The 24,043-nt window shown below is 67.5% G+C and carries 21 protein-coding genes; 11 read left to right on the plus strand and 10 right to left on the minus strand.

The features are described 5' to 3' along the window. Positions 1 to 10: 10 nt before the first annotated feature. The 10 genes from nuoG to ALIDE2_RS19955 are packed head-to-tail and all read left to right on the plus strand — an operon-like array spanning position 11 to position 10,633. Positions 11 to 2,131: an NADH-quinone oxidoreductase subunit NuoG gene (gene nuoG / locus ALIDE2_RS19910; protein WP_013517938.1), complete on the plus strand. Its 2,121-nt coding sequence runs from the start codon at positions 11 to 13 to the stop codon at positions 2,129 to 2,131. After that, positions 2,128 to 3,204 (plus strand): NADH-quinone oxidoreductase subunit NuoH, encoded by a 1,077-nt coding sequence (gene nuoH / locus ALIDE2_RS19915; protein ID WP_013517939.1) that lies wholly within the window; start codon positions 2,128 to 2,130, stop codon positions 3,202 to 3,204. The genes nuoG and nuoH overlap by 4 nt, the downstream gene beginning before the upstream one ends. Before the next feature lie 16 nt (positions 3,205 to 3,220). Then, complete coding sequence (gene nuoI, locus ALIDE2_RS19920; protein ID WP_013517940.1) at positions 3,221 to 3,733, plus strand: NADH-quinone oxidoreductase subunit NuoI; 513 nt, start codon at positions 3,221 to 3,223, stop codon at positions 3,731 to 3,733. A 41-nt stretch (positions 3,734 to 3,774) separates the two neighbouring features. Beyond that, complete coding sequence (locus ALIDE2_RS19925; RefSeq protein ID WP_013517941.1) at positions 3,775 to 4,443, plus strand: NADH-quinone oxidoreductase subunit J; 669 nt, start codon at positions 3,775 to 3,777, stop codon at positions 4,441 to 4,443. Continuing rightward, positions 4,440 to 4,748, plus strand: coding sequence for an NADH-quinone oxidoreductase subunit NuoK (nuoK, locus tag ALIDE2_RS19930; protein ID WP_013517942.1), 309 nt, complete (start codon positions 4,440 to 4,442; stop codon positions 4,746 to 4,748). The genes ALIDE2_RS19925 and nuoK overlap by 4 nt, the downstream gene beginning before the upstream one ends. A 32-nt stretch (positions 4,749 to 4,780) precedes the next feature. Then, positions 4,781 to 6,814 (plus strand): NADH-quinone oxidoreductase subunit L, encoded by a 2,034-nt coding sequence (nuoL, locus tag ALIDE2_RS19935; RefSeq protein WP_193353130.1) that lies wholly within the window; start codon positions 4,781 to 4,783, stop codon positions 6,812 to 6,814. 13 nt (positions 6,815 to 6,827) lie between these two features. Next, a complete protein-coding gene (locus ALIDE2_RS19940) occupies positions 6,828 to 8,303 on the plus strand; it encodes an NADH-quinone oxidoreductase subunit M (RefSeq protein ID WP_013517944.1) in 1,476 nt (491 codons plus the stop codon). A 24-nt stretch (positions 8,304 to 8,327) separates the two neighbouring features. Continuing rightward, positions 8,328 to 9,821 (plus strand): NADH-quinone oxidoreductase subunit NuoN, encoded by a 1,494-nt coding sequence (gene nuoN, locus ALIDE2_RS19945; RefSeq protein WP_041701673.1) that lies wholly within the window; start codon positions 8,328 to 8,330, stop codon positions 9,819 to 9,821. 19 nt (positions 9,822 to 9,840) lie between these two features. Then, positions 9,841 to 10,158 (plus strand): DUF2818 family protein, encoded by a 318-nt coding sequence (locus ALIDE2_RS19950; RefSeq protein ID WP_013517946.1) that lies wholly within the window; start codon positions 9,841 to 9,843, stop codon positions 10,156 to 10,158. A 10-nt stretch (positions 10,159 to 10,168) separates the two neighbouring features. Continuing rightward, complete coding sequence (locus ALIDE2_RS19955) at positions 10,169 to 10,633, plus strand: DUF1178 family protein (protein ID WP_013517947.1); 465 nt, start codon at positions 10,169 to 10,171, stop codon at positions 10,631 to 10,633. Positions 10,634 to 10,639: 6 nt separating this feature from the next. On the opposite strand, the gene ALIDE2_RS19960 is transcribed toward ALIDE2_RS19955, so the two are convergent. The 4 genes from ALIDE2_RS19960 to ALIDE2_RS19975 form a co-directional block, all read right to left on the minus strand. Beyond that, complete coding sequence (locus ALIDE2_RS19960) at positions 10,640 to 11,029, minus strand: hypothetical protein (RefSeq protein ID WP_373279464.1); 390 nt, start codon at positions 11,027 to 11,029, stop codon at positions 10,640 to 10,642. Between the two features lie 22 nt (positions 11,030 to 11,051). Then, positions 11,052 to 12,395: an NADP-specific glutamate dehydrogenase gene (gdhA, locus tag ALIDE2_RS19965; RefSeq protein WP_041701678.1), complete on the minus strand. Its 1,344-nt coding sequence runs from the start codon at positions 12,393 to 12,395 to the stop codon at positions 11,052 to 11,054. Positions 12,396 to 12,702: 307 nt separating this feature from the next. Beyond that, positions 12,703 to 14,667 carry a DNA mismatch repair endonuclease MutL gene (mutL, locus tag ALIDE2_RS19970; RefSeq protein WP_013722989.1) on the minus strand — a complete coding sequence of 655 codons (1,965 nt, stop codon included), beginning with the start codon at positions 14,665 to 14,667 and terminating at the stop codon, positions 12,703 to 12,705. A gap of 7 nt (positions 14,668 to 14,674) precedes the next feature. Next, complete coding sequence (locus ALIDE2_RS19975; RefSeq protein ID WP_013517951.1) at positions 14,675 to 14,929, minus strand: glycine zipper 2TM domain-containing protein; 255 nt, start codon at positions 14,927 to 14,929, stop codon at positions 14,675 to 14,677. A 213-nt stretch (positions 14,930 to 15,142) separates the two neighbouring features. Between ALIDE2_RS19975 and ALIDE2_RS19980 the strand changes: the two genes are divergently transcribed. Further along, the gene (locus tag ALIDE2_RS19980; RefSeq protein ID WP_013517952.1) at positions 15,143 to 15,790 is read left to right on the plus strand and encodes a DedA family protein; all 648 of its coding nucleotides are present in this window, start codon (positions 15,143 to 15,145) and stop codon (positions 15,788 to 15,790) included. A gap of 3 nt (positions 15,791 to 15,793) precedes the next feature. On the opposite strand, the gene guaD is transcribed toward ALIDE2_RS19980, so the two are convergent. The 6 genes from guaD to ALIDE2_RS20010 form a co-directional block, all read right to left on the minus strand. Then, positions 15,794 to 17,074 carry a guanine deaminase gene (gene guaD, locus ALIDE2_RS19985; protein WP_013722990.1) on the minus strand — a complete coding sequence of 427 codons (1,281 nt, stop codon included), beginning with the start codon at positions 17,072 to 17,074 and terminating at the stop codon, positions 15,794 to 15,796. A 4-nt stretch (positions 17,075 to 17,078) separates the two neighbouring features. Next, entirely contained in the window at positions 17,079 to 18,332 is a 1,254-nt protein-coding gene (locus ALIDE2_RS19990) for an NCS2 family permease (protein WP_049787117.1), read from the minus strand. Between the two features lie 98 nt (positions 18,333 to 18,430). Beyond that, the gene (locus ALIDE2_RS19995) at positions 18,431 to 19,486 is read right to left on the minus strand and encodes a LysR family transcriptional regulator (RefSeq protein ID WP_013722992.1); all 1,056 of its coding nucleotides are present in this window, start codon (positions 19,484 to 19,486) and stop codon (positions 18,431 to 18,433) included. Then, the gene (gene xdhB / locus ALIDE2_RS20000) at positions 19,483 to 21,912 is read right to left on the minus strand and encodes a xanthine dehydrogenase molybdopterin binding subunit (protein WP_013722993.1); all 2,430 of its coding nucleotides are present in this window, start codon (positions 21,910 to 21,912) and stop codon (positions 19,483 to 19,485) included. The genes ALIDE2_RS19995 and xdhB overlap by 4 nt, the downstream gene beginning before the upstream one ends. Positions 21,913 to 21,921: 9 nt before the next feature. Continuing rightward, positions 21,922 to 23,481: a xanthine dehydrogenase small subunit gene (gene xdhA, locus ALIDE2_RS20005; RefSeq protein ID WP_013722994.1), complete on the minus strand. Its 1,560-nt coding sequence runs from the start codon at positions 23,479 to 23,481 to the stop codon at positions 21,922 to 21,924. Positions 23,482 to 23,690: 209 nt separating this feature from the next. Next, a complete protein-coding gene (locus tag ALIDE2_RS20010) occupies positions 23,691 to 24,026 on the minus strand; it encodes a cupin domain-containing protein (protein ID WP_013517958.1) in 336 nt (111 codons plus the stop codon). Positions 24,027 to 24,043 lie beyond the last annotated feature (17 nt).

The raw sequence follows: 24,043 nt of genomic DNA on the forward strand, positions 1-24,043 counted from the left end.
AGAAAAGCATATGGTTGAAATTGAACTGGACGGTCAGAAGGTGGAGGTCGCCGAGGGCAGCATGGTCATGCATGCCGCCGAGAAGGCCAACGTCTACATCCCTCACTTCTGCTACCACAAGAAGCTTTCCATCGCGGCCAACTGCCGCATGTGCCTGGTGGACGTGGAGAAGGCGCCCAAGCCCATGCCTGCCTGCGCCACGCCGGTGACGCAGGGCATGATCGTGCGCACCAAGAGCGACAAGGCTCTCAAGGCGCAGCAGTCGGTGATGGAGTTCCTGCTCATCAACCACCCGCTCGACTGCCCGATCTGCGACCAGGGCGGCGAATGCCAGCTGCAGGACCTGGCCGTCGGCTACGGCGCGTCGGCCTCGCGCTACGGCGAGGAAAAGCGCGTGGTGCTGCGCAAGGACATCGGCCCGCTGATCTCCACCGAAGAGATGACGCGCTGCATCCACTGCACGCGCTGCGTACGCTTTGGCCAGGAAATCGGCGGCGACATGGAACTGGGCATGGTCAACCGGGGCGAGCACTCCGAGATCACCACGGTCAAGGGTGACACCGTCGATTCCGAGCTCTCGGGCAACATGATCGACATCTGCCCCGTGGGTGCGCTGACCAGCAGGCCCTTCCGCTACAGCGCCCGTACCTGGGAGCTGTCGCGGCGCAAGTCGATCTCCCCGCACGACTCCACCGGCGCCAACCTCATCGTGCAGGTCAAGAACCACAGGGTGATGCGCGTCGTGCCGCTGGAGAACGAGGCCGTCAACGAATGCTGGATCGCCGATCGCGACCGCTTCTCCTACGAGGCCCTGAATGGCGAAGACCGCCTGACCCGCCCCATGCTCAAGCAGGGTGGCCAGTGGCAGGAAGTCGATTGGCAGACGGCCCTCGAATACGTGGCCAACGGCCTCAAGTGCGTGCGCGACAAGCATGGCGCCTCGGCCATCGGCGCCCTGGTCAGCCCGCACAGCACGCTGGAAGAGCTGTACCTGGCTGGCGCCCTGGTGCGCGGCCTGGGCAGCGACAACATCGACCACCGCCTGCGCCATGCCGAGTTTGCCGCGCCCGAGGGCGTGCGCTGGCTGGGCATGCCCATCGCCGCGCTGTCCGGGCTGCAATCGGTGCTGGTGCTGGGCTCTAACCTGCGCAAGGACCATCCCCTGTTCGCCCAGCGCATCCGCCAGGCGGCGCGCAAGGGCTGCACGGTGCACGCGATCAACGCCCAGGCTTACGACTGGGCTCTGCCTGCGACGCATTCCGTGGTTTCCCACGCTGACTGGGCGCAGGCCCTGGCCGACGTGGCTGCCGCCGTGGCGCAGGAAAAAGGCGTTGCCGCACCCGCGCAAGGCCAGGCCAGTGAAGAGGCCGTCGCCATTGCTCGTGCGCTGCTCTCGGGCGACAGCAAGGCCATCCTGCTGGGCAATGCGGCCGCCCACCATACCCAGGCATCCATCCTGCTGGCGCTGGCCCAGTGGATCGCGGGTCAGACCGGCGCGGCATTCGGCTATCTGACCGAGGCCGCCAACACCGTGGGCGCCCAGTTCGTGGGAGCCCAGCCGCGCCAGGGCGGGCTGAACGCCGCGCAAATGCTGGAGGGGCAGGTCAAGGCACTGTTCCTGCTGAACACCGAGCCTGCGTTCGACTCCGTCGCCGGCGCCAAGGTCGCCCAGGGCCTGGCCGACGTGGACATGGTGGTGACCTTGAGCCCCTTCAAGACCAACATGGAATTCAGCGACGTGCTGCTGCCGATCGCACCGTTCACCGAGACCTCGGGCAGCTTCGTCAACGCCGAAGGCAGGGTGCAGAGCTTCCACGCCGTTGTGCGTCCGCTGGGCGAGACGCGCCCCGCCTGGAAGGTGCTGCGCGTACTGGCCAACATCATGGGCCTCGAGGGCGTGGACTTCAACTCCTCGCAGGACGTCTTGACCCATGTCGTGGGCAGTGCAACCCAGCTCGGCGCGGAGCAGCTGAGCAACGCCACCGGGGCTGCGATCACCGTCGCCCGGGGGCCGGCTGCCGCTCCCGTCGTTGCCAGTATTTACCAACTCGACGGCTTGGTGCGCCGCGCGCCCGCGCTGCAGCAGACCGCCGATGCCCGCAGGGCACGTGAAGAAGGGGCCGCCGCATGATCGACGCCATCTACAACGGCGGCCTGAATCTGGTCGCGGCAAGCTGGTGGACCGGCTTGGCATGGCCGGTGATCTGGAACCTGATCAAGATCGTTTGCGTGCTGGCTCCGCTGATGGGCGCCGTGGCCTATCTGACCTTGTGGGAACGCAAGCTGCTGGGCTTCATGCAGGTGCGCCTCGGGCCCAATCGCGTCGGCCCCCTGGGTCTGCTGCAGCCGCTGGCCGACGGCCTCAAGCTCCTGACCAAGGAAGTGATCCAGCCCACCGCTGCCAGCAAGGGCCTGTTCATCCTGGGGCCCATCATGGCCATCATGCCGGCGCTCGCGGCCTGGGTGGTGGTGCCATTTGCACCCGAAACGGCCCTGGCGAACATCAACGCGGGCCTGCTGCTGGTCATGGCCATCGCCTCGATCGAGGTCTATGGGGTGATCATCGCCGGCTGGGCATCCAACTCCAAATACGCTCTTCTGGGGGCACTGCGCGCTTCCGCGCAGATGGTCAGCTATGAAATCGCCATGGGCTTCTGCTTCGTGGTCGTGATCATGGTGACCGGCAGCATGAACCTGACCGACATCGTTCTGGGGCAGGCCCGTGGTGCCATGGCGGGCATGGGCCTCAACTTCCTGTCCTGGAACTGGCTGCCCCTGCTGCCGGTGTTCCTCGTGTATCTGATTTCCGGCGTGGCGGAAACCAACCGCCATCCGTTTGACGTGGTCGAAGGCGAAGCCGAAATCGTGGCGGGGCACATGGTGGAGTACTCCGGTATGGGCTTTGCCATCTTCTTCCTGGCCGAATACGCGGCCATGTGGCTGGTGTCCATCCTGGCGGTGCTGATGTTCCTCGGGGGCTGGCTGCCGCCGGTCGAGGCGTTGGGCTTCATTCCGGGTTGGATCTGGCTGGGCATCAAGACCTTCGTGGTCGTATCCATGTTCATCTGGATCCGTGCCACCTTCCCGCGTTACCGCTACGACCAGATCATGCGTCTGGGCTGGAAGATCTTCATCCCGGTGACCCTGGTGTGGTTGCTGGTTGTGGGCGCATGGCTGTTGTCGCCCTGGAATATTTGGAAATAAGCGGGGACCTCCATTCATGGCTGCTGTTGCTGCTCCTGCATCCTTTTCGATCAAGGATTTTTTCAAGAGCTTCATGCTCTGGGAACTGGCCAAGGGCATGGTGCTCACTGGCCGCTACGCCTTCCGTGGCAAGGTCACGGTTCAGTTTCCCGAAGAGAAGACACCTCTGTCGCCGCGTTTTCGCGGCCTGCATGCGCTGCGCCGTTACGACAACGGCGAAGAGCGCTGCATCGCCTGCAAGCTGTGCGAGGCCGTGTGCCCTGCGATGGCCATCACCATCGAGTCCGACGTGCGTTCCGACGGTACGCGCCGTACCACGCGCTACGACATCGACCTGACCAAGTGCATCTTCTGTGGCTTCTGCGAGGAAAGCTGCCCGGTGGACTCGATCGTGGAGACGCAGATCCTCGAATACCACGGGGAAAAGCGCGGCGACCTGTACTTCACCAAGGAGATGCTGCTGGCCGTGGGCGACCGTTACGAGCCCGAGATCGCTGCCGCCAAGGCGGCGGACGCCAAATACCGTTGATCGGGTGCCGCATCACCTGAACTTTTGAAAAGACCCGATTCATGGACGTCAAAACCGGATTCTTCTACCTGTTCTCGGTAGTGCTGCTTTACGCAGCCTTCCGGGTGATCACGGCGCGCAATCCCGTGCATGCCGTATTGCATCTGATTCTGGCCTTCAGCCAGGCTGCCGGCGTGTGGCTGCTGCTCAAGGCGGAGTTCCTGGCCATTACCCTGGTGCTGGTGTACCTGGGAGCGGTGATGGTGCTGTTCCTGTTCGTGGTGATGATGCTTGACATCCGCTTCGACACCGTGCGCCGGGGCTTCTGGAAGCATTTCCCTCTGGCGGCCTTCATCGGCGCCCTGGTGGCGTTCGAAATGGCCGCAGTGCTGATGACGGGTTTCCGTGGCGTCGAAGAGCCCAAGGCCGTGCCGGCCCTGGTCAACGCCGCGGGCCAGGTCCTGCCGTACTCCAACACCCAGGCTCTGGGCAGGCTGATGTACACCGAGTACCTGTACCCCGTGGAGATCGCTGCGGTGATCCTGCTGGTGGCCATGATCTCGGCGATCGCCCTGACGCTGCGCCAGCGCAAGGACGTCAAGGCCGGCGATGCCACGGCGCAGCTTCGCGCGCGGGCCAGCGACCGCCTGGTGGTGCTGAAGATGCCCACCACGCAAGCGCCCCAACCCCCGGCCGACGACGATGCCGGCGCACAGGAGAAGAAAGCATGACGTTGACCCTGGGCCATTTCCTGTCGCTGGGGGCGATGCTGTTTGCCTTGGCGGTGGTGGGTATCTTCCTCAACCGCAAGAACCTGATCGTGCTGCTGATGGCGATCGAACTGATGTTGCTCGCCGTCAACATCAACTTCGTCGCGTTCTCGTACTACCTGGGCGACATGCACGGCCAGGTGTTCGTGTTCTTCATCCTTACCGTGGCGGCTGCCGAGGCAGCCATTGGCTTGGCCATCTTGGTGCTGCTGTTCCGTAACAAGACCAGCATCAATGCGGAAGATCTCAACACCCTCAAGGGGTGACGGGCTAACCGGTACTTGCAAGGTTCTCAAGAATGAGTCAAACCCTTTCTGCTTCGATGCTGCTGGCGGTGCCGCTGGCGCCACTGGCGGGTTCCGCGCTGGCCGGCATATTCGGCACGGCGTTCGGCGGCAACTGGTTGGGCCGGCGCGCCTCGCATTCGCTGACAATTCTGGGCGTGCTGGTGTCCTTCGTGCTGTCGGCGTTGACGCTCAGCAGCGTGGTGCTGGACGGCGCACGCTTCAACGAAACCATCTACACCTGGATGGTGGTGGGCGGCCTCAGGATGGAGGTCGGCTTCCTGATCGACAGCCTCACGGCGATGATGATGTGCGTGGTGACCTTCGTGTCACTGATGGTGCACATCTACACCATCGGCTACATGGAGGAGGACGACGGTTACAACCGTTTCTTCTCCTACATCTCGCTGTTCACCTTCTCCATGCTCATGCTGGTCATGAGCAACAACATGTTGCAGCTGTTCTTCGGCTGGGAAGCGGTGGGCCTGGTGTCCTATCTGCTGATCGGCTTCTGGTTCAACAAGCAGTCGGCCATCTTCGCCAACCTGAAGGCCTTCCTGGTCAACCGGGTGGGCGACTTCGGCTTCATTCTCGGCATCGGGCTAATCGCCGCCTATGCCGGCAGCTTCAACTATGGCGAGATCTTCGCCAAGAGGCAGGAACTGGGCGGCCTGCTGCTGCCCGGCACCGACTGGCAGCTGATCACCGTGGCCTGCATCTGCCTGTTCATCGGCGCGATGGGCAAGAGCGCGCAAGTGCCGCTGCATGTCTGGCTGCCCGACTCCATGGAAGGCCCGACGCCTATTTCCGCGCTGATCCACGCCGCCACCATGGTGACGGCAGGCATTTTCATGGTCTCGCGCATGTCGCCGCTGTTCGAGATGTCCGACACGGCGCTGAACTTCGTGCTGGTCATCGGCGCCATCACCGCGCTGTTCATGGGCTTCCTCGGCATCATCCAGAACGACATCAAGCGCGTCATCGCGTACTCGACGCTGTCCCAGCTTGGCTACATGACGGTGGCGCTGGGCGTGTCGGCCTACTCGGTTGCCGTGTTCCACCTGATGACACACGCCTTCTTCAAGGCGCTACTGTTCCTGGGCGCCGGATCGGTCATCATGGGCGTGCACCACAACCAGGACATCCGCTGGATGGGCGGCCTGCGCAAGTACATGCCCATCACCTGGATCACCTCGCTGCTGGGCTCCCTGGCGCTGATCGGCACGCCGCTGTTCTCGGGCTTCTACTCCAAGGAAAACATCATCGAGGCCGCGCGCTTCAGCCAGCTGCCGGCCGCGGGCTTCGCCCATTTCGCCGTGCTGGCGGGCGTTTTCGTCACGGCGTTCTATTCGTTCCGTATGTACTTCCTCGTCTTCCACGGCAAGGAGCGCTACGACCAGAACCCCGATACGCACCATGACGAACACGATGAACCTGATCCGCATCACCACCATGCCGATCATTCCAAGCCCCACGAGTCGCCCTGGGTGGTGACGGTGCCGCTGGTGTTGCTGGCCATTCCCTCGGTGGTGATCGGCTTCATGTACATCCAGCCGATGCTGTTCGGCGACTTCTTCAAGGACGTGATCTTCGTCGACGTCGCCAGGCATGGCGCGATGGCGGAGCTGGCGCATGAATTCCACGGCCCCGTGGCCATGGCCGTGCATGCGCTGCAGACGGCACCGTTCTGGCTGGCGCTGGCGGGCGTCGCGCTGTCGTACTACATGTACATCGTCAATCCGGCGCTGCCGGCGGCGATCAAGCGCGGCCTGCAGCCCATCTACGCCCTGCTCGAAAACAAGTACTACATGGACTGGATCAACGAGAACATCATCGCCGCCGGCACGCGCTGCCTGGGCGTCGCGCTGTGGAAGGGCGGCGACCAGGGCGTGATCGATGGCGCTATCGTCAATGGCTCGTGGAAGCTGGTGGCGCGCATCTCGGCCGTGGTGCGGCGCGTGCAGTCCGGTTTCCTGTACCACTATGCGCTGTTCATGATCCTGGGTGTGTTTGCACTCATGACGTATTTCGTATGGCTCAACAAATAGGAGCGAATAACAAATGGGTTTGTTGAGTCTTGCCATTTGGACGCCCATCGTTTTTGGCGTCCTGCTTCTGGCGTTCGGCAGCGATAGGCACGCGGGTGCCGTGCGCTGGCTGGCGCTGATTGGAGCCTTGCTGGGCCTGGCCGTGACCATTCCGCTGATCGGCGGCTTCGACACCGGTACGGCGGCCATGCAATTCGTCGAGAAGGCGCCCTGGGTCGCACGCTTCAACATGTATTACCACCTGGGCGTGGACGGCATCTCGATGTGGTTCGTGCCGCTGACGGCCTTCATCACCGTGATCGTGGTGATCGCCTCCTGGGAGTCCATCACCGAGCGCGTCTACCAGTACATGGCCGCGTTCCTGATCCTGTCGGGCCTGATGATCGGCGTGTTCTCGGCGCTGGACGGCATGCTGTTCTACGTGTTCTTCGAAGCCACGCTGATTCCGATGTACCTGATCATCGGCATGTGGGGCGGACCGAACAAGATCTACGCGGCGTTCAAGTTCTTCCTGTACACGCTGCTGGGCTCGCTGCTGACGCTGGTCGCCTTCATCTATCTCTACAACCAGTCGGGCGGTAGCTTCGACATCGCCGCCTGGCACAGGCTGCCGCTGGGCTCCACGGCGCAGACACTGCTGTTCTTCGCGCTGTTCGCCGCCTTCGCGGTCAAGGTGCCGATGTGGCCGGTGCACACCTGGCTGCCGGACGTGCACGTCGAGGCGCCGACCGGCGGTTCCGCCGTGCTGGCCGCCATCATGCTCAAGCTGGGCGCCTACGGCTTCCTGCGCTTCTCGCTGCCCATCGCTCCCGATGCCGCGCACGAGTGGGCTTGGCTGATGATCACTCTCTCGCTGATCGCCGTGATCTACGTGGGCCTAGTCGCCATCGTGCAGAAGGACATGAAGAAGCTCGTGGCCTACTCGTCGGTGGCTCACATGGGCTTCGTGACCCTGGGCTTCTTCATCTTCAACGATCTGGGTGTCTCGGGCGGCCTGGCGCAGATGATCGCGCACGGTTTCGTGTCGGGCGCCATGTTCCTGTGCATCGGCGTGCTCTATGACCGCGTGCACTCGCGCCAGATCGCGGACTACGGCGGGGTGGTCAACACCATGCCCAAGTTTGCAGCGTTCGCGTTGCTGTTCTCCATGGCCAACTGCGGCCTGCCCGCGACGGCCGGCTTCATCGGTGAGTGGATGGTGATCATCGCCTCGGTGCGTTTCAATTTCTGGATCGGCCTGGGTGCCGCCCTGGCCCTGATTCTGGGCGCCAGCTATTCGCTGTGGATGTACAAGCGCGTCTACCTGGGGCCCGTGGTCAACGACAACGTGCGCGGCATGAGCGACATCAACGCGCGCGAGTTCCTGGTGCTGGGCGTGCTGGCGATCGCCGTGCTGTACATGGGCATCTATCCCAAGCCGTTTACCGATGTGATGGATGCGTCCGTGACCGAACTGCTCAGGCATGTGGCGCAATCCAAGCTGAACTGACCAGACTGAACCGAGAGATACATGATGATTGACAACATCAGCTGGCTGGCCATCTATCCCGAGATCGTGCTGCTGGTCATGGCCTGCGTGATCGCCCTGGTCGATCTGGGCGTGAGCAGCGCGCGGCGCACCGGTACCTATGTCCTGACCATGCTTACGCTGGCCGTGGTGGCCATCCTGCAGGCCATGTATGCGAGCAGCGGCAACACCTTCTACGGCTGGAGCAACATGGTCGTCAGCGACGCCATGGGCAACTGGCTCAAGTGCTTCGCCACCGTGTCCCTGATGGTCACGCTGGTCTATGGCCGGCCCTATGCAGCCGACCGCGACATGCTGCGCGGCGGCGAACTGTTCACGCTGACCATGCTGGCCCTGCTGGGCATTTGCGTGCTGATCTCGGCCAACAACTTCCTGGTGATCTACCTGGGCCTGGAACTGCTCACGCTGTCGAGCTATGCGCTGGTTGCGCTGCGCCGCGACCATACGACGACGACCGAGGCGGCCATGAAGTATTTCGTGCTCGGCGCCATGGCCAGCGGCTTCCTGCTCTACGGCCTGTCGATGGTCTATGGCGCCACCGGTTCGCTTGACATCGGCCAGGTCTTCAAGGCCATCAACACTGGCCAGATCCGCCACCAGGTGCTGGTGTTCGGCGTGGTCTTCATCGTCGCCGGCCTGGCGTTCAAGTTCGGCGCCGTGCCTTTCCACATGTGGATCCCCGACGTGTACCAGGGTGCACCCACCGTGGTGACGCTGATCATCGGCAGCGCGCCCAAGTTCGCGGCTTTCGGCATGGCCATCCGCCTGCTGGTCGATGGCCTGCTGCCCCTGGCGATCGATTGGCAGCAGATGCTGGCGGTGCTGGCTATTGCGTCGCTGCTCGTGGGCAACGTCGCCGGTGTGCTGCAGACCAACCTGAAGCGCATGCTGGCCTACTCGACCATTTCGCACATGGGCTTCCTGTTCCTGGGCCTGCTCTCCGGCGTGGTCAACGGCACGGTGGACTCCAACGCGGCGGAAGCCGCCTACAGCTCCGCGATGTTCTACATCGTCACCTATGTGCTGACCGTGCTGCCGGCCTTCGGCCTGATCGCGATGCTGGCACGCGAGGGCTTCGAGAGCGAGGAGATCGCCGACCTGGCCGGCCTGAACCAGCGCAGCCCGCTGTACGCAGGCGTGATGGCCGTGTGCATGTTCTCGCTGGCCGGCATTCCGCCGCTGGTGGGCTTCTATGCCAAGCTGTCCGTGCTGCAGGCGCTGGTCGCTTCGGGCCATGGCCTGCATGTCGCGCTGGCGGTGTTTGCCGTTCTCATGTCGTTGATCGGCGCGTTCTACTACCTGCGCGTGGTGAAGGTGATGTATTTCGACACGCCGCTGACGGCGACCACCGTGTCCGCACCGCTGGATGCCCGTGTCGTGCTCACCGTCAACGGGGCGCTGGTGCTGATCCTGGGCCTGGTGCCCGGAGGCCTGATGGCCTTGTGCGCCGATGCCATCGTGCGCGCGCTGGCCACCTGATGGGCCGGCTGCCATCCCCATGACCCAGACAGCGGCCATTTGGCTCGTGATCGTGGCTGCCCTCGTGGCGGCCAATCTGCCTTTCGTCAACGACCGTTGGCTGATCGTCGGGAAGCAGGCGCCCGGCGGCAAGCCGTTTCTGGCGCGGGCGCTGGAGCTGCTGCTGCTCTATTTCGCGGTGGGTGCGCTGGCGCGGTTGATCGAGCAGCGTGCGGGGCAGGCCGCGCCGCAGGGCTGGGAGTTCTACGCCGTCACCGCCGCCTTGTTCATCACCCTGGCATTCCCGGGCTTTGTATACCGCTACCTCATGCGGCGCGGCGGGCGACGGGGGCACTGAAGGGGGCGTCGTGAAGGTTCTTGACCTCTTTTGCGTCCATCAGCATGTCTTCGAGGGCTGGTTTGCGAGCGAGGAAGATTTCCAGCAGCAACAGTCACGCGGACTGGTGCAATGCCCCATGTGCGGCAGCACCGACATACGCAAGGGCCTGAGTGCCCCGCGCCTGAATCTGCGCGCGTCTCCAGACGCGCCTGCGCCCGCCCAGGTCGCCGCACGGCCTGCGCCCGCCAGCAGGGAGGACGCGCTCCAAGCCCTGCAGACAGTCTGGCTGCATGCGGCAAGGCAGATCATGGCGCGCACGGAGGACGTCGGCGGCCGCTTCGCCGCCGAGGCGCGGCGCATGCATTACGGTGAGATAGAGGAGCGCGCCATCCGCGGACAGGCCACGCCGCAGGAGACGGCCGAACTGCTGGACGAAGGCATTGTCGTGCTCCCATTGCCGATCCCCGAGGCTGCCAAAGAGACGCTGCAGTAGGCCGGGCTATGGGTCGCCGAAGCGTGCGGCAAAGGCCTCGCCGAAGCTTAGGCCGCCGCTGAGCGAAAGGGTCAGGGTCACGCGCTCGCCGGGCAGGGCATGCGGCGCTGGCTGTAATTGCCGCGCATCGACGTCATAGCCCAGGGCTTGCAGAGGGTGCCTATCGCGCTCGAACTGCAGATCGTAGTCCCACAGCCCGCCGTCTTCGACCGGCCCCCGCACGGCACCGAACTCCGAATGGGCCCAGGCCAGCAGGGCGACGATCTCGCGCTGCAGTTCCGGCAGCCGGGCCGTGGGCACGCTGGCGACGGCATCCCAGGTGGCCGTGCCCTCGCTGTCTTCGCTGTAGTCGAAACTCAGGAAGTGCAGGCCCATGCTGTTTCCGGATGGCGGCATGGGCCCGTATGCGTGGTCGTCGTTAGATCACGCCTTGCGCCAGCATGGCGTCGGCGACCTTGACGAAACCGGCCACGTTGGCGCCGTTGATGTAGCTGACGCTGCCGTCGGCGCGCTTGCCGTACTCGACGCAGGCGGCGTGGATGCCCTGCATGATCATGAGCAGGCGGGCATCGACCTCGTCGCGCGACCACGACAGGCGGATGGCGTTCTGGCTCATCTCCAGGCCAGAGGTGGCCACGCCGCCGGCGTTGCTGGCCTTGCCGGGGGCGTAGAGCACGCCGGCTTCTTCGAACGCCTTGGCGGCCTCGATGGTCGAGGGCATGTTGGCGCCCTCGGCCACGCAGAGCACGCCGTTCTTGATCAGCGTGCGGGCGTCATTCTCATCCAGCTCATTCTGGGTGGCGCTGGGCAGGGCGACGTCCACCGGCACATGCCAGGGGCGCATGCCGGCCTGGAACTTGACGCCGGTGCGCTCGGCATAGTCGCTGACGCGGCCGTAGTGGTGGTTCTTGACGTCCATCAGGATGGCGAGCTTCTCAGGGGTGAAGCCTTCCTCGTCGATGATGGTGCCGCTGGAGTCGGAGACGGTGATGACCTTGGCGCCCAGCTCCATGGCCTTCTCCACCGAGTACTGCGCGACGTTGCCCGAGCCGGACACCGAGACGCGCAGCCCGTCGAACGAGCGGCCGCGGGTCTTGAGCATTTCCTGGGCGAAGTAGACGCAGCCATAGCCCGTGGCCTCGGGGCGGATCAGCGAGCCGCCGAAGCTCAGACCCTTACCCGTGAACACGCTGCCCGAGTTGTTGGCCAGCTTCTTGTACATGCCGGCCATGAAGCCGACCTCGCGGCCGCCCACGCCGATGTCGCCGGCGGGCACGTCGGTGTCGGGGCCCACGTGGCGGAACAGTTCGGTCACGAAGGCCTGGCAGAAGCGCATGACTTCGGAAGGGCTCTTTCCCTTGGGGTCGAAGTCAGAGCCGCCCTTGCCGCCGCCCATGGGCAGTGTGGTCAGCGCGTTCTTGAAGGTCTGCTCGAATGCCAAGAACTTCAGCACCGAGAGATTGACCGAGGGGTGGAAGCGCAGCCCGCCCTTGTACGGGCCGATGGCCATGCTGTGCTGGATGCGGAAGCCCCGGTTGACGTGCACGGTGCCGTGGTCGTCCTGCCAGCTCACGCGGAACTGGATGATGCGCTCGGGCTCGACCAGGCGCTCCAGCAGGCTGTTCTCGGCGTACTTGGGATGCTTTTCGATGAAGGGCCACAGGCTTTCCATGACCTCGGTCACGGCTTGCAGGAATTCGGGCTGGCCGGGGTTGCGCTGTGCAACGTATTCGAGGAATTGGCCTACGGACGCGTACTTCATAAAAAAGCTTTCGATGGAAAAAGTTATGTGGCAGTGCAGCAAGAGATTATGCCAAAAGCGTATGCCCTCATGCATAACCAGTTGCACCGTTCTGGTGAGGAATGCGGCATGTTTGCCACGTTCTGGTGCCGCATGCACCAGAAAAGGGTGGTTCATGCCCATGAATGGGACGTGCAGAGGGCGTTCGTGGTGCGTTCCGGCACCGGCCTGCAGCGTGGCGCAGGCGCCGGGATTCGGGGGATGCATCCCGCAGCGGCGCGTCCAGCGCCTGCATCGCGGGCTGGCGCCGGGCGGGGCGGTCGTACTTCTACCTGCCGCGCAGGAAGAGCGCGTCCAGTTCCTTCACCGTGAGCTGGCGCCAGGTCGGGCGGCCGTGGTTGCACTGGTCGCTGCGCTCCGTGACTTCCATCTGGCGCAGCAGGGCGTTCATCTCGTCGATGGTGAGCTTGCGGTTGGCCCGCACCGCGCCGTGGCAGGCCATGGTGGCCAGGATCTCATTGCGCGCGCGCTGCACCACGGTGCTGGCGTCGTGCTGGCCCAGCTCGGCCAGCACGCTGCGCGCCAGCTCCACGGGGTTGCCCTGGGCCAGCGTGTTGGGCACGGCGCGCACGGCCAGGGTGCGCGGCGAGAACGGCACGATCTCCAGCCCCAGCAGGGCCAGCGTGTCGGCATGGGACTCGGCCGTGGCCACCTCTTCGGGGGTGGCGGCGAAGGTGGCGGGGATCAGCAGGGGCTGGCTGGCCAGGCGCGCGCCCTGGTCCACCTGCGCCTTGAGCCGCTCGTAGACGATGCGCTCGTGCGCCGCGTGCATGTCCACCACCACCAGGCCCTGTGCGCTCTCGGCCAGGATGTACACGCCATGGATCTGCGCCACGGCGCGGCCCAGCGGCCAGGCGCTTTCGGTGGGCGCTGCGGGCACGCTGGCGGCGGCGGCGGCGGCGGCGGCGGCGGCGGCGGGGAGGGGCGGGGCTTCGATCGCCGCGGGCGGCGTGGCGGCCGCCGGCATGGCGGGTTGCGGCGCTGCCGCGGGCGTGCCCCACAGCGCCTGCAGGTCGGAGACCTTGTGCCCTGCGCGTTCTTCAAACCTGATAGCTGCTTGTGCTTGCCAGATGGGTAGTTGAAACTGTTTTCTACCTGAATCGCTTGCAGGTGCTGCGGCAGCAGCTACAGGAACCGAAGCAAGCGCCTGCGCGCGCGGCGCGGCCAGCGCGTTCTCCACGGCGTGGCGCACGGCCTGGTGCACTTCGCGGCTGTCGCGGAAGCGCACCTCGATCTTCGTCGGGTGCACGTTCACGTCCACGCGCTGCGGGTCCATCTGCACGTACAGCGCGTACACGGGCTGCTTCTGGCCGTGCAGCACGTCCTCGTAGGCGCTGCGCGCGGCGTGCGTGAGAACCTTGTCGCGCACGAAGCGGCCGTTGACGTAGCAGAACTGCTGGTCGGCGCGCGAGCGGGCGGCGTCCGGCAGGCCGGCGCGGCCCGTGACGGTGATGGCGCCGGAACGCAGGTGCACGGGCACGGATTCGCGGATGAAGTCCTCGCCGAGCACGTCGGCGAGACGCCGCTCCAGCGCCTGTGCATCGGCCGGCTCGCCGTGCGCGAGCGTGGCGCGCCACTGCTCGACGAGCTTGCCCTCGTGCCAGATGGCGAAGCCCACGTCGGGCCGGGCCAGCGCGTGGCGGCGCACGGCCTCCACGCAGTGGGCGAGCTCGGTGGCGTCGGTCTTGAGGAACTTGCGCCGCGCGGGGGTGGAGAAGAACAGCTCCTTGACCTCCACCGTCGTGCCCTGGCTGCGCGCCGCGGGGCGCAGCTCGCCGCTGCGCGCGTCCAGCATGAAGGCGCTGGCCTGCTGCGCGGTGCGCGAGAGCAGCGCCATCTCGGACACCGAGGCGATCGCCGCCAGCGCCTCGCCGCGAAAGCCCATGGTGGCGACCGATTCCAGGTCGTGCAGGTTGCCGATCTTGCTGGTGGCGTGGCGGCGCAGCGCGATGGGCAGCTCGTCCCGGGGGATGCCCATGCCGTCGTCCTCCACGGCGATCAGGCGCACGCCGCCGGCCAGCAGGCGCACCGTCACCTGGGTGGCGCCCGCGTCCAGCGCGTTGTCCACCAGCTCGCGCACGGCGGAGGCGGGGCGCTCCACCACTTCGCCCGCGGCGATTTGGCTGATCAGCTCATCGGGCAGGTCGCGTATCGGGCGGCGCGGGGCGGGGACGGACGGCGTGGCGGAGTCGGGGGGCGGGGCGGTCACGCGGCGATTGTAGGTGCCGCCCATCTTTCGATCAGCGCCGGCGGTAGCCGCGGTCGTTGTTCTTGCCCACTTCGTTGCCGATCAGGGCGCCGGCGGCTGCGCCGCCCACGGTGCCCAGCGTGGAGCCGAACACGGCGTTGCCCACCAGGCCGCCGGCCACGGCGCCCACGCCCGTGCCGACCTGGGCATTGGTGGGGCGATGTGCGCAGCCGCCCAGGGCCAGCGCGCCTGCCAGCGCGGTGGCGACGGTCAGGGCACGGAGGGTTGGGGTGCGTTGCGGGGTCATGAGACGGTTTCCTTCGTATGTAGTGGTCGGTGATATGCGCAGGATGCACGAGCGCATGTCTGCACTGTGCCGGCAAGGTGTGAAGTGTGCGTGGCGTTTGGGTTGCCGATTGCGAGCAAGTGTGAGCAATTGCCAGTGCCCGCCGCGGGCGGCACGCGGGCATGTACGCGGGTACAGTACGCGCCGCAACCCGACAACGAAGAGGCCCGGCCCGTGGACATCATTGCGTTTCTGATCGATTTCATCCTGCATGTGGACAAGCACCTGGAGGCCTTCGTCGCCAGCTACGGCGCCTGGGTGTACGCGCTGCTGTTCATCATCGTGTTCGTGGAGACCGGCGTGGTGGTCATGCCGTTCCTGCCCGGCGACTCGCTGCTGTTCATCGTCGGCGCGCTTTGCGGCGCGGGGCTCTTGAACTTTCCGCTGGCCTGCGCGCTGCTGCTGGCGGCGGCCGTGCTGGGCGACCAGTGCAACTACCAGATCGGGCGCTACTTCGGCCCCAAGGTCTTCCAGTGGGAGGGCTCGCGCTGGTTCAACAAGAAGGCCTTCGACCAGGCCCACGCGTTCTACGAGCGCTACGGCGGCATCACCATCGTGCTGGCGCGCTTCATGCCCTTCATCCGCACCTTCGCGCCCTTCGTGGCCGGCGTGGCGGCCATGGGACGGGCCAAGTTCACGGCCTACAACGTGGCGGGGGCCCTGATCTGGGTGCTGGGCATCGCCACCGCGGGCTACTTCTTCGGCAACCTGCCCTGGGTGCGCCAGCACCTGGAGAAAATCATCTGGGGCCTGATCCTGGTGCCCGGGCTCATCGCCATCTTCGGCGCCTGGCGCGCGGGGCGCAAGCAGCAGGCCGCGTGATCCTCATGCCGTGACGGTCCGCTCCACCACGCGGTCGTCGCCCAGCACGATGAGGGCGAACAGCAGCTCCTCCAGGCCATTGGCCTGCGCGATCTTGCGCGCCAGCAGCGGCGTGGCCCGCGGGTCGAGCACGACGAAGTCCGCCTCGGTGCCGGGCTGCAGCGTGCCGATCACCCCGTCCAGCCCCAGCGCGCGCGCCGCGCCTCCGGTGTGTCGCCACCACAGCTGCGAGGGCGCCAGGCTCAGGCCCGGCTTGCTCTGGCCCTCGCGGCCCACGTAGTAGGCCGCGAGCATGGTGTGGAACGGGCAGAAGCTGGTGCCGCCGCCCACGTCGCTCGCCAGGCCGTGCAGCATGCCGGTGCGCGCGGCGCTGCCGTAATCGAAGAAGCCGCTGCCCAGGAACAGGTTGCTCGTGGGGCTGACGGCGGCGGCGGTCCCCGTCTCGCGCATCAGCGCGCGGTCGGTGTCGTCCAGGTAGATGCAGTGGGCGTACACGGCGCGGCTGCGCAGCAGGCCGAAGCGCCGGTACACGTCCAGGTAGGAGCGCGCCTGCGGGTAGAGCTCTCGCACCCAGCGCACCTCGTCCTTGTTCTCGGCCACGTGCGACTGGATCCAGGTGCCGGGGTGGCGGCGCGCGAGCTCGCCCGCGCCGCGCAGCTGGGCGTCGGAGCACGAGGGGGCGAAGCGCGGCGTGATGGCGTAGCCCAGCCTGCCCTTGCCATGCCAGCGGGTGATCAGCGCCTCGGTGTTGAGCAGGCTTTGCTCCGTCTGGTCGCGCACGCCGTCGGGCGAATGGCGGTCCTGCAGCACCTTGCCGCCGATCATGCGCAGGCCGCGCTGCCGAGCCTGGCTGAAGAACGCATCCACCGAGGCCGGGTGCGAGGTGGCGAAGGCCAGCGCCGTGGTCACGCCGTTGCGCGCGAGCTCGTCGAAGAAGAAGCGCGCCACTTCGGCCGCATGCGCCGGGTCGGCAAAGCGCGCCTCGGCGGGAAAGGTGTAGTTCTCCAGCCAGGGCAGCAGGCCCTCTGCGGGCGAGCCGATGATGTCCGTCTGCGGGTAGTGCACGTGCATGTCGATGAAGCCCGGGGCGATCAGCCGGCCGGGCAGGCGCTCCACCGGCACACCCGGATGGTGCGCGGCCACCGCGCCGTGGGCGCCCGCGTCCACGACGCGGCGCACGCCGTCGGCGCCCGGCCCGGTCACCAGCAGGCCGTCGCTGTCGTACAAGGGTTGGCCGTCGGCGTCGAAGCGCAGCAGTTGCGCGCGGTAGGCTTGCAGGGTCATGGTGTCAGTGTCCGCCGATATAGAAGAACTTGAACAGGAACACGCCGGCGATGATCCACACCATGGGGTGCACCTCGCGCACGCGGCCGGTGAACAGCTTCACCGCGGCGTAGGTGATGAAGCCGAAGGCCAGGCCGTTGGCGATGGAGTAGGTGAATGGCATCATCAGCGCGGTGACCGCGGCGGGGACGATCTCGGTCGAGTCGTCCCAGTCGAGCTCGGTGAGCTCGCGCAGCATCAGGCAGGCGACGAAGAACAGCGCGGGCGCCGTGGCGTAGGCGGGAACCACGCCGGCCAGCGGGGCGATGAACAGGCAGGCCAGGAACAGCACCGAGACGGTGAGCGCCGTCATGCCGGTGCGCCCGCCGGCCTGCACGCCGGCGGCGCTCTCCACATAGGCGGTGGTGCTGGACGTGCCCAGCAGGGCGCCGGCGAAGATCGCGCTGCTGTCGGCCAGCAGCGACTTGTTCAGGCGCTCCATGCGCCCGGGCACCAGCAGGCCGGCGCGCTTGGCCACGCCCATCAGCGTGCCGGTGGCGTCGAACAGCTCGACCAGGAAGAACACCAGCACCACGTTGAGGAAGCCCTTGGTGAGCGCGGTGTGGATGTCCAGCTGCAGGAAGGTCGGGGCGATCGAGGGCGGCGCCGAGAACAGGCCGCGGAACTGGTTGCCGCCGAAGAAGAAAGAGGCGACGGTGACGCCGACGATGCCGATCAGGATGGCGCCCGGCACGCGCGCCTTGTCCAGCGCCACGATGGCGATGAAGCCGAGCACGGCGAGGATGACGGGGGCCGAGTGCAGGTCGCCCAGCGTCACCAGCGTGGCCTTGTCGCCCACGACGATGCCCGCGCTCTTGAGCGCGATCAGCGCCAGGAACAGGCCTATGCCCACGGTGATCGCGTTGCGCAGCGACTGCGGGATGCCCTTGATGATGAGCCCGCGCAGGCCGAACAGCGTGACGACCAGGAACAGGCAGCCCGAGATGAACACCGCGCCCAGCGCGGCCTGCCAGGTGAAGCCCATGTGCAGCACCACGGCGTAGGCGAAGTAGGCGTTCAGCCCCATGCCCGGGGCCATGGCGATGGGGTAGTTGGCGTACAGGCCCATGATGGCCGAGCCCAGCGCCGCGATGAGGCAGGTGGCGACGAACACCGCGTCCTTGGGCATGCCAGCGTCGCCCAGGATGGAGGGGTTGACGAAGATGATGTAGGCCATCGTCAGAAAGGTCGTCAGGCCCGCGATCAGCTCCGTGCGCATGGTGGTGCCGTGCGCACGCAGCTGGAACAGGCGCTCCGCCAGGCCCGTGGATGCGGCCTGCGGCGGCGTGGCCGGCACGCCCGAAAGGTCTTTTGCGCTCATGTGCTTGTCTCCTGGTTGGTCGTGGTCGGGGGTCGGGGCGATGGGGAGGCTGCCGCCTGCTGCTGCAGGCCCGCGATGGCCTCGCGCGTGCGCTCGCGCAGCCAGCGCGCGGCGCTGGAATGCTGGCTGCGCGCATGCCACAGCTGGTAGTACTGCAGCGGCGGCAGGGTGATCGGGCAGGGCAGGATCACCACCGGCAGGCCGGCGGCCACGCGTTCGCAGTAGCGGCGCCCGGTGGTCAGCACCAGCTGGGTGTTGGCGACCATGTCCGGGATGAGGCCGAAATACGCGCTGCGCACGGCGATGCGGCGGCGCAGGTCCAGGCCGTCGAGCATCTGGTCGATGATGCCGCGCGCGCCCGGGTGCGTGGGCATGGGGGCGATGTGCTCGGCGGCGAGCCAGGCGGCCGCGTCCCAGCCGCGGCGCACGGCGGGGTGGTGGCGGCTGACGAGCGACACCACCTCGTCGCTGAACAGGCGCGCCATGTGCAGCTCCTGGGGCGGCTGCAGCCAGTTGCCTATGACCAGGTCGATCTCGCCCAGGGCCAGCTGGGCGCGGTAGTCGGCCTCGCGCGTCAGGGCGTGGATCTCCACGCTGGCCAGCGGCGCCTGGCGCTTGACGTCGGCCACCAGGCGCGGCAGGAACAGCGGGTCGAGGTAGTCGCTCGCCGCGATGCGGAAGGTCTGGCAGCTGGTGCGCGCGTCGAAGCTGCGCGCCTCGGTGAACAGCGTCTCGGCCGCGCGCAGCACGCTGGCCGCGGGCTCCAGCATGCGCTCGCCGGCCTCGGTGGGCACCATGTGGGCGCCGCTCCTGACCAGCAGCGGATCGCCCGCGAGCTCGCGCAGGCGCTTGAGCGCCGTGGACACCGCTGGCTGGTGCATGCCCAGGCGCAGCGCCGCGCGCGACACGCTGCGTTCGCTGAGCACCTGGTGCAGCACGCGGATCAGGTGCAGGTCGATGCGGTCGAACAGGTTGCGCTCGGACGGTGCCCCCGCCCCCGCCGCCGCGGGCGCGTCGGCGGGGATGTGGGGCGGCGCAGCGTGCGGCTTCATGGCGCCTGCACCGCCGTGATGGCGCGCAAGATGGCCTCGCTGGTCGCGGGCGCCTGCAGCGGCGGCAGCTTGCGGCGCGCGCCCGCGGCGGCCACGGCATCGCGGATGGCGAAGAACACCGAGAACGGCAGCAGCAGCGGCGGCTCGCCCACGGCCTTGCTGCGGTGGATGGAGTCCTCGGCGTTCTCGCCCTCGAACAGCTGCACGTTGAATTCCGGCGGGCAGTCGTTGGCCGTGGGGATCTTGTAGGTGCTGGGCGCGTGCGTCAGCAGCAGGCCGCTCGTGGGGTGCCAGACCAGCTCCTCCATGGTCAGCCAGCCCATGCCCTGGATGAACGCACCCTCGACCTGGCCGATGTCCACCGCCGGGTTTAGCGAGCGGCCCACGTCGTGCAGCACGTCGGCGCGCAGCAGCTTCCACTCGCCCGTGAGCGTGTCCACCACCACCTCGGAGCAGGCGGCGCCGTAGGCGAAGTAGTAGAACGGGTGGCCCTGCATGCGCTCCTTGTCCCACGACAGCCCCGGCGTGGCGTAGAAGCCGTCGGACCACAGCTGCACGCGGTCCAGGTAGGCCTCGCCCACCAGGGCGTCGAAGGCAAGCTGCCTGCCGCCCACCCACACCTGGTCGTTGGCGAAGCGCACGTCCTCGGCGCTCCCGCCATGGCGCGCTGCGGCGCAGGCGGCCAGGCGCGCGCGGATCTGGCGCGCCGCGTCCTGCGCGGCCTTGCCGTTCAGGTCCGTGCCCGTGGACGCGGCGGTGGCCGAGGTGTTGGCCACCTTGCTGGTGTCCGTGGCCGTGACGCGCACGCGCTCGAAGGCCACGCCCAGCTCGTGCGCCACGACCTGCGCCACCTTGGTGTTCAGGCCCTGGCCCATCTCGGTGCCGCCATGGTTCACGAGGATGGAGCCGTCGGTGTAGACGTGCACCAGCGCCCCGGCCTGGTTGAAGTGCTTGACGTTGAAGCTGATGCCGAACTTCACCGGCGTGAGCGCCAGCCCGCGCTTGAGCACGGGGCTCGTGGCGTTGAACGCGGCCACGGCGGTGCGGCGCGCCTGGTAGCCGCTGCGCTCCTCCAGTTGGTCGACCAGTTCGTGGATCACGTTGTCGCGCACTGTCTGCAGGTAGGGCGTGACGTTGCGCTCGCCGCGCCCGTAGAAGTTGGCGCGGCGAACGGCCAGCGGGTCGTGCCCGAGCGCGCGCGCGATGCCGTCGAGGATGTATTCGATGGCGATCGCCCCCTGCGGCCCGCCGAAGCCGCGGAACGCCGTGTTGCTCTGCGTGTTGGTCTTGCCGCAGAAGCCGTGCATGGCCACCTCGGGCAGCCAGTAGGCGTTGTCGAAGTGGCACAGCGCGCGCGTCATCACCGGGGCCGACAGGTCGGCCGAATGCCCGGCGCGCGAGACCATGGTGACGGCGGCGCCCAGGATGCGGCCCGCGTCGTCGTAGCCTACGTCGTACTCGTACCAGAAGCAGTGGCGCCGGCCGGTGATGAGGAAGTCGTCGTCGCGGTCCACGCGCAGCTTCACCGGGCGCGCCAGCAGCCGCGCGGCCACGCTGGCCATGCAGGCGAACAGGGCCGACTGCGACTCCTTGCCGCCAAAGCCCCCGCCCATGCGCCGGCATTCCACCTGCACCGCGTGCGCGTGCACGCCCAGGGCGTGCGCCACCAGGTGCTGCATCTCGCTCGGGTGCTGGGTGGAGCAGTGGACGTGGATGGCGTTGCCCTCCTTCGGGATGGCGTAGCTGATCTGGCCCTCCAGGTAGAACTGCTCCTGCCCGCCCACGTCCAGGCTGCCTTGCAGGCGGTGCGGCGCCGCGGCGATGCGCGCGCGTATGCCGGCTTCGTCCAGGCCGCTGCTGCTGCGCACCAGGTGCATGGGCGGCACCACGTACTGGCCGCGCGCGTGCGCCTCCCGGGGTGTGAGCACGGGCGGCGCGGCTTCCACGCGCAGCGCCTGCCTGGCCAGGGCGGCGGCGCGGCGCGCCTGCTCGCGCGTGCGGGCGACCACGGCGAACACCGGCTGGCCCAGGTAGCGGATCTCGCCGTCGCACAGGATGGGGTCGTCGTGCACGATGGAGCCCCAGTCGTTGGCGCCGGGGATGTCCGCCGCCGTGAACACGCGCACCACGCCGGGCATGGCGCGCACGGTATCCAGATCCATGCCCAGCAGCCGGCCCGCGGCCACCGGCGCCAGGCCCAGCGCGCAGTGCAGCGTGCCGGCGAGCTCGGGAATGTCGTCGGTATAGGTGGCGCTGCCGGAGACGTGCAGCACCGCCGATTCGTGCGCCTGGCTGATGCCCACGCGCGCGCCCGCCTGGTGCGCGCGCGCCTCGGCGCCGGGGTCCAGGCGTAGCCGCTGGTTGTCCTGGTAGGGCGCGAAGGCGGCGGGGTGGTTCAGCACATGGCCGGGGACGGGTTTGTTCATGATGGCTCCTTACACGCCGTGCGGCAGCACGCTGAACACGCTGGTACGGCCCGCGTCCAGCGGCCCCTGGGGGCGCGTTTCCAGCCACAGGCGCTGCAGCAGGTTCTGCGCCACCTGCAGGCGGTAGGCGCTGCTGGCGCGCATGTCGGTCAGGGGCTGGAAGTCCTGCGCCAGCGCCTGCTGCGCGGCGCGCACGCTGTCCTCGGTCCAGGGCTGGCCGAGCAGCGCGGACTCGGCGCGGGCCGCGCGCTGCACGGTGGCCGCCATGCCGCCATAGGCCAGGCGTACGCTGGCGACGGTCTCGCCATCCAGCGCGATGGCCATGCCCGCGCACAGTGCCGAGATGTCGCAGTCGAAGCGCTTGCTGATCTTGTAGCCGCGCACCTGGCGCGCAAAGGCCGCGAGCGGCACGACGATGGCCTGCACGAACTCGCCCTCCTGCAGCGCGTTCTTCATGTAGTCCAGGTAGAAGTCGGGCAGCGGCAGGCGGCGCACGGCGGCTCCGCGGCGCAGCTCGACCTGCGCGTCCAGCGCCATCAGGATGGGGGCCGAGTCGCCGATGGGCGAGCCGTTGGCCACGTTGCCGCCCATGGTGCCGGCGTGGCGTATGGGCGTGGAGGCGAAGCGCAGCCATACGTCGGTCAGCGCCGGGGCGCGCGCGGCGAGCGCGGCCCAGGCCTGCTCCAGCGTGGCGCCAGCGCCTATCCAGAGCGCGCCGTCTCGCTCCTCCACGGCGCGCAGCTCCCGCACGCCGCCCAGGTAGATCAGGTCGCCCACGTCGCGAAACTGCTTGTTCACCCACAGGCCGATGTCGGTGGAGCCCGCCAGCAGCCGCGCCTGGGGCTGCTCCAGGCGCAGCCGCGCCAGGTCCTCCAGCGTGCGCGGGGCGTGGAAGTGGTCAGTGCGCTCGCTGATCGTGTGGTGGGCGGCGCCGTAGGCCAGGGCGGGTTCCTGCGCCAGGGCTTGCAGCGCCCTGGCCACGGCGGCGCGGTCGAACGCGGCCGCGGGCAGGTCGAACATGCGCTGGCCCGCGTCCAGGATGGGGCGGTAGCCCGTGCAACGGCACAGGTTGCCCGAGAGGTCGTCCGCGAGCTGCTGGCGCGTGGGCCGGGTACCTGCCTGCCGGTGCTGCTCGTAGGTGTTCCACAGCGACATCGCGAAGCCCGGCGTGCAGAAGCCGCACTGCGAGCCGTGGCACTCCACCAGGGCTTGCTGCACCGGGTGCAGGGGCTGGGCCGCGCCGCCGCAGCAGGACTGTGCGGGGGTCATGGCTTGCAGGTCCTCTACCGTGAACAGGGCCTTGCCGTCGAGCGTGGGCAGGAACTGTATGCAGGCGTTGACGCTGGCGAGCTGCAGCTGGCCATTCGCGTCCAGCTCGCCCAGCACCACGGTGCAGGCGCCGCAGTCGCCCTCGTTGCAGCCCTCCTTGGTGCCCGTGCAGCGGACGTCCTCGCGCAGCCAGTCCAGCACCGTGCGCGTGGTGTGCATCCCCTGGATGCTGACCACCGCGCCGCGGTGGTAGAAGCGGATGGGGCGGGCGTCGGCGGAGGAAGGTGTGGCGTGTGTCATGGGACGGTCCAGGCGTGCAGCGGGGCGCAGTGCGCGGTCATTGCTTCTATGGTGCACGCAGGCGGCGCCCCCGAGCATTCCCGCCGCGCAATATTCGATATGCAATGAGTCTTATAAGACCTGGGTTAACCCGCATGAAAACGCCCCGGAACGGGGCGCCGCGGAGCGGGCGGCCGCCATCCAAGGGCCGCCGGGCGCTGCCGCCGGACCTATGCGGCGGGCAGCAGGCAGATCGTCAGCAGCAGGGAGGTGTCCTGCACGGCGGCAAGCGCATGGGGCTGGCCCGCGGCCAGGTACACCAAGTCGCCGGCCTGCATACGCTGGGTGCGGCCATCGACGGTGAGGTCAAGCGCGCCCTCCATGCATTGCAGCGTAATCTCGCACTGTACGCGATGCTCGCGCATGGTGTGGCCGCGCGGCAGCACTAGGCGCACCACCTCCAGCTGGGCGGCCTTGAACAGGGCGGTGGAGACGGTGTCGGTCAGCCGCTCGCCGAGCGGCTCCAGGCGGGTGATTTCTCCCGGGGCGACGTGGGGCAGTGCCATGGCGAGTCCTCCTGAGC

Origin of the sequence: Alicycliphilus denitrificans K601 (genome assembly GCF_000204645.1) — a bacterium.
Taxonomy (GTDB): Bacteria; Pseudomonadota; Gammaproteobacteria; order Burkholderiales; family Burkholderiaceae_C; genus Alicycliphilus; species Alicycliphilus denitrificans.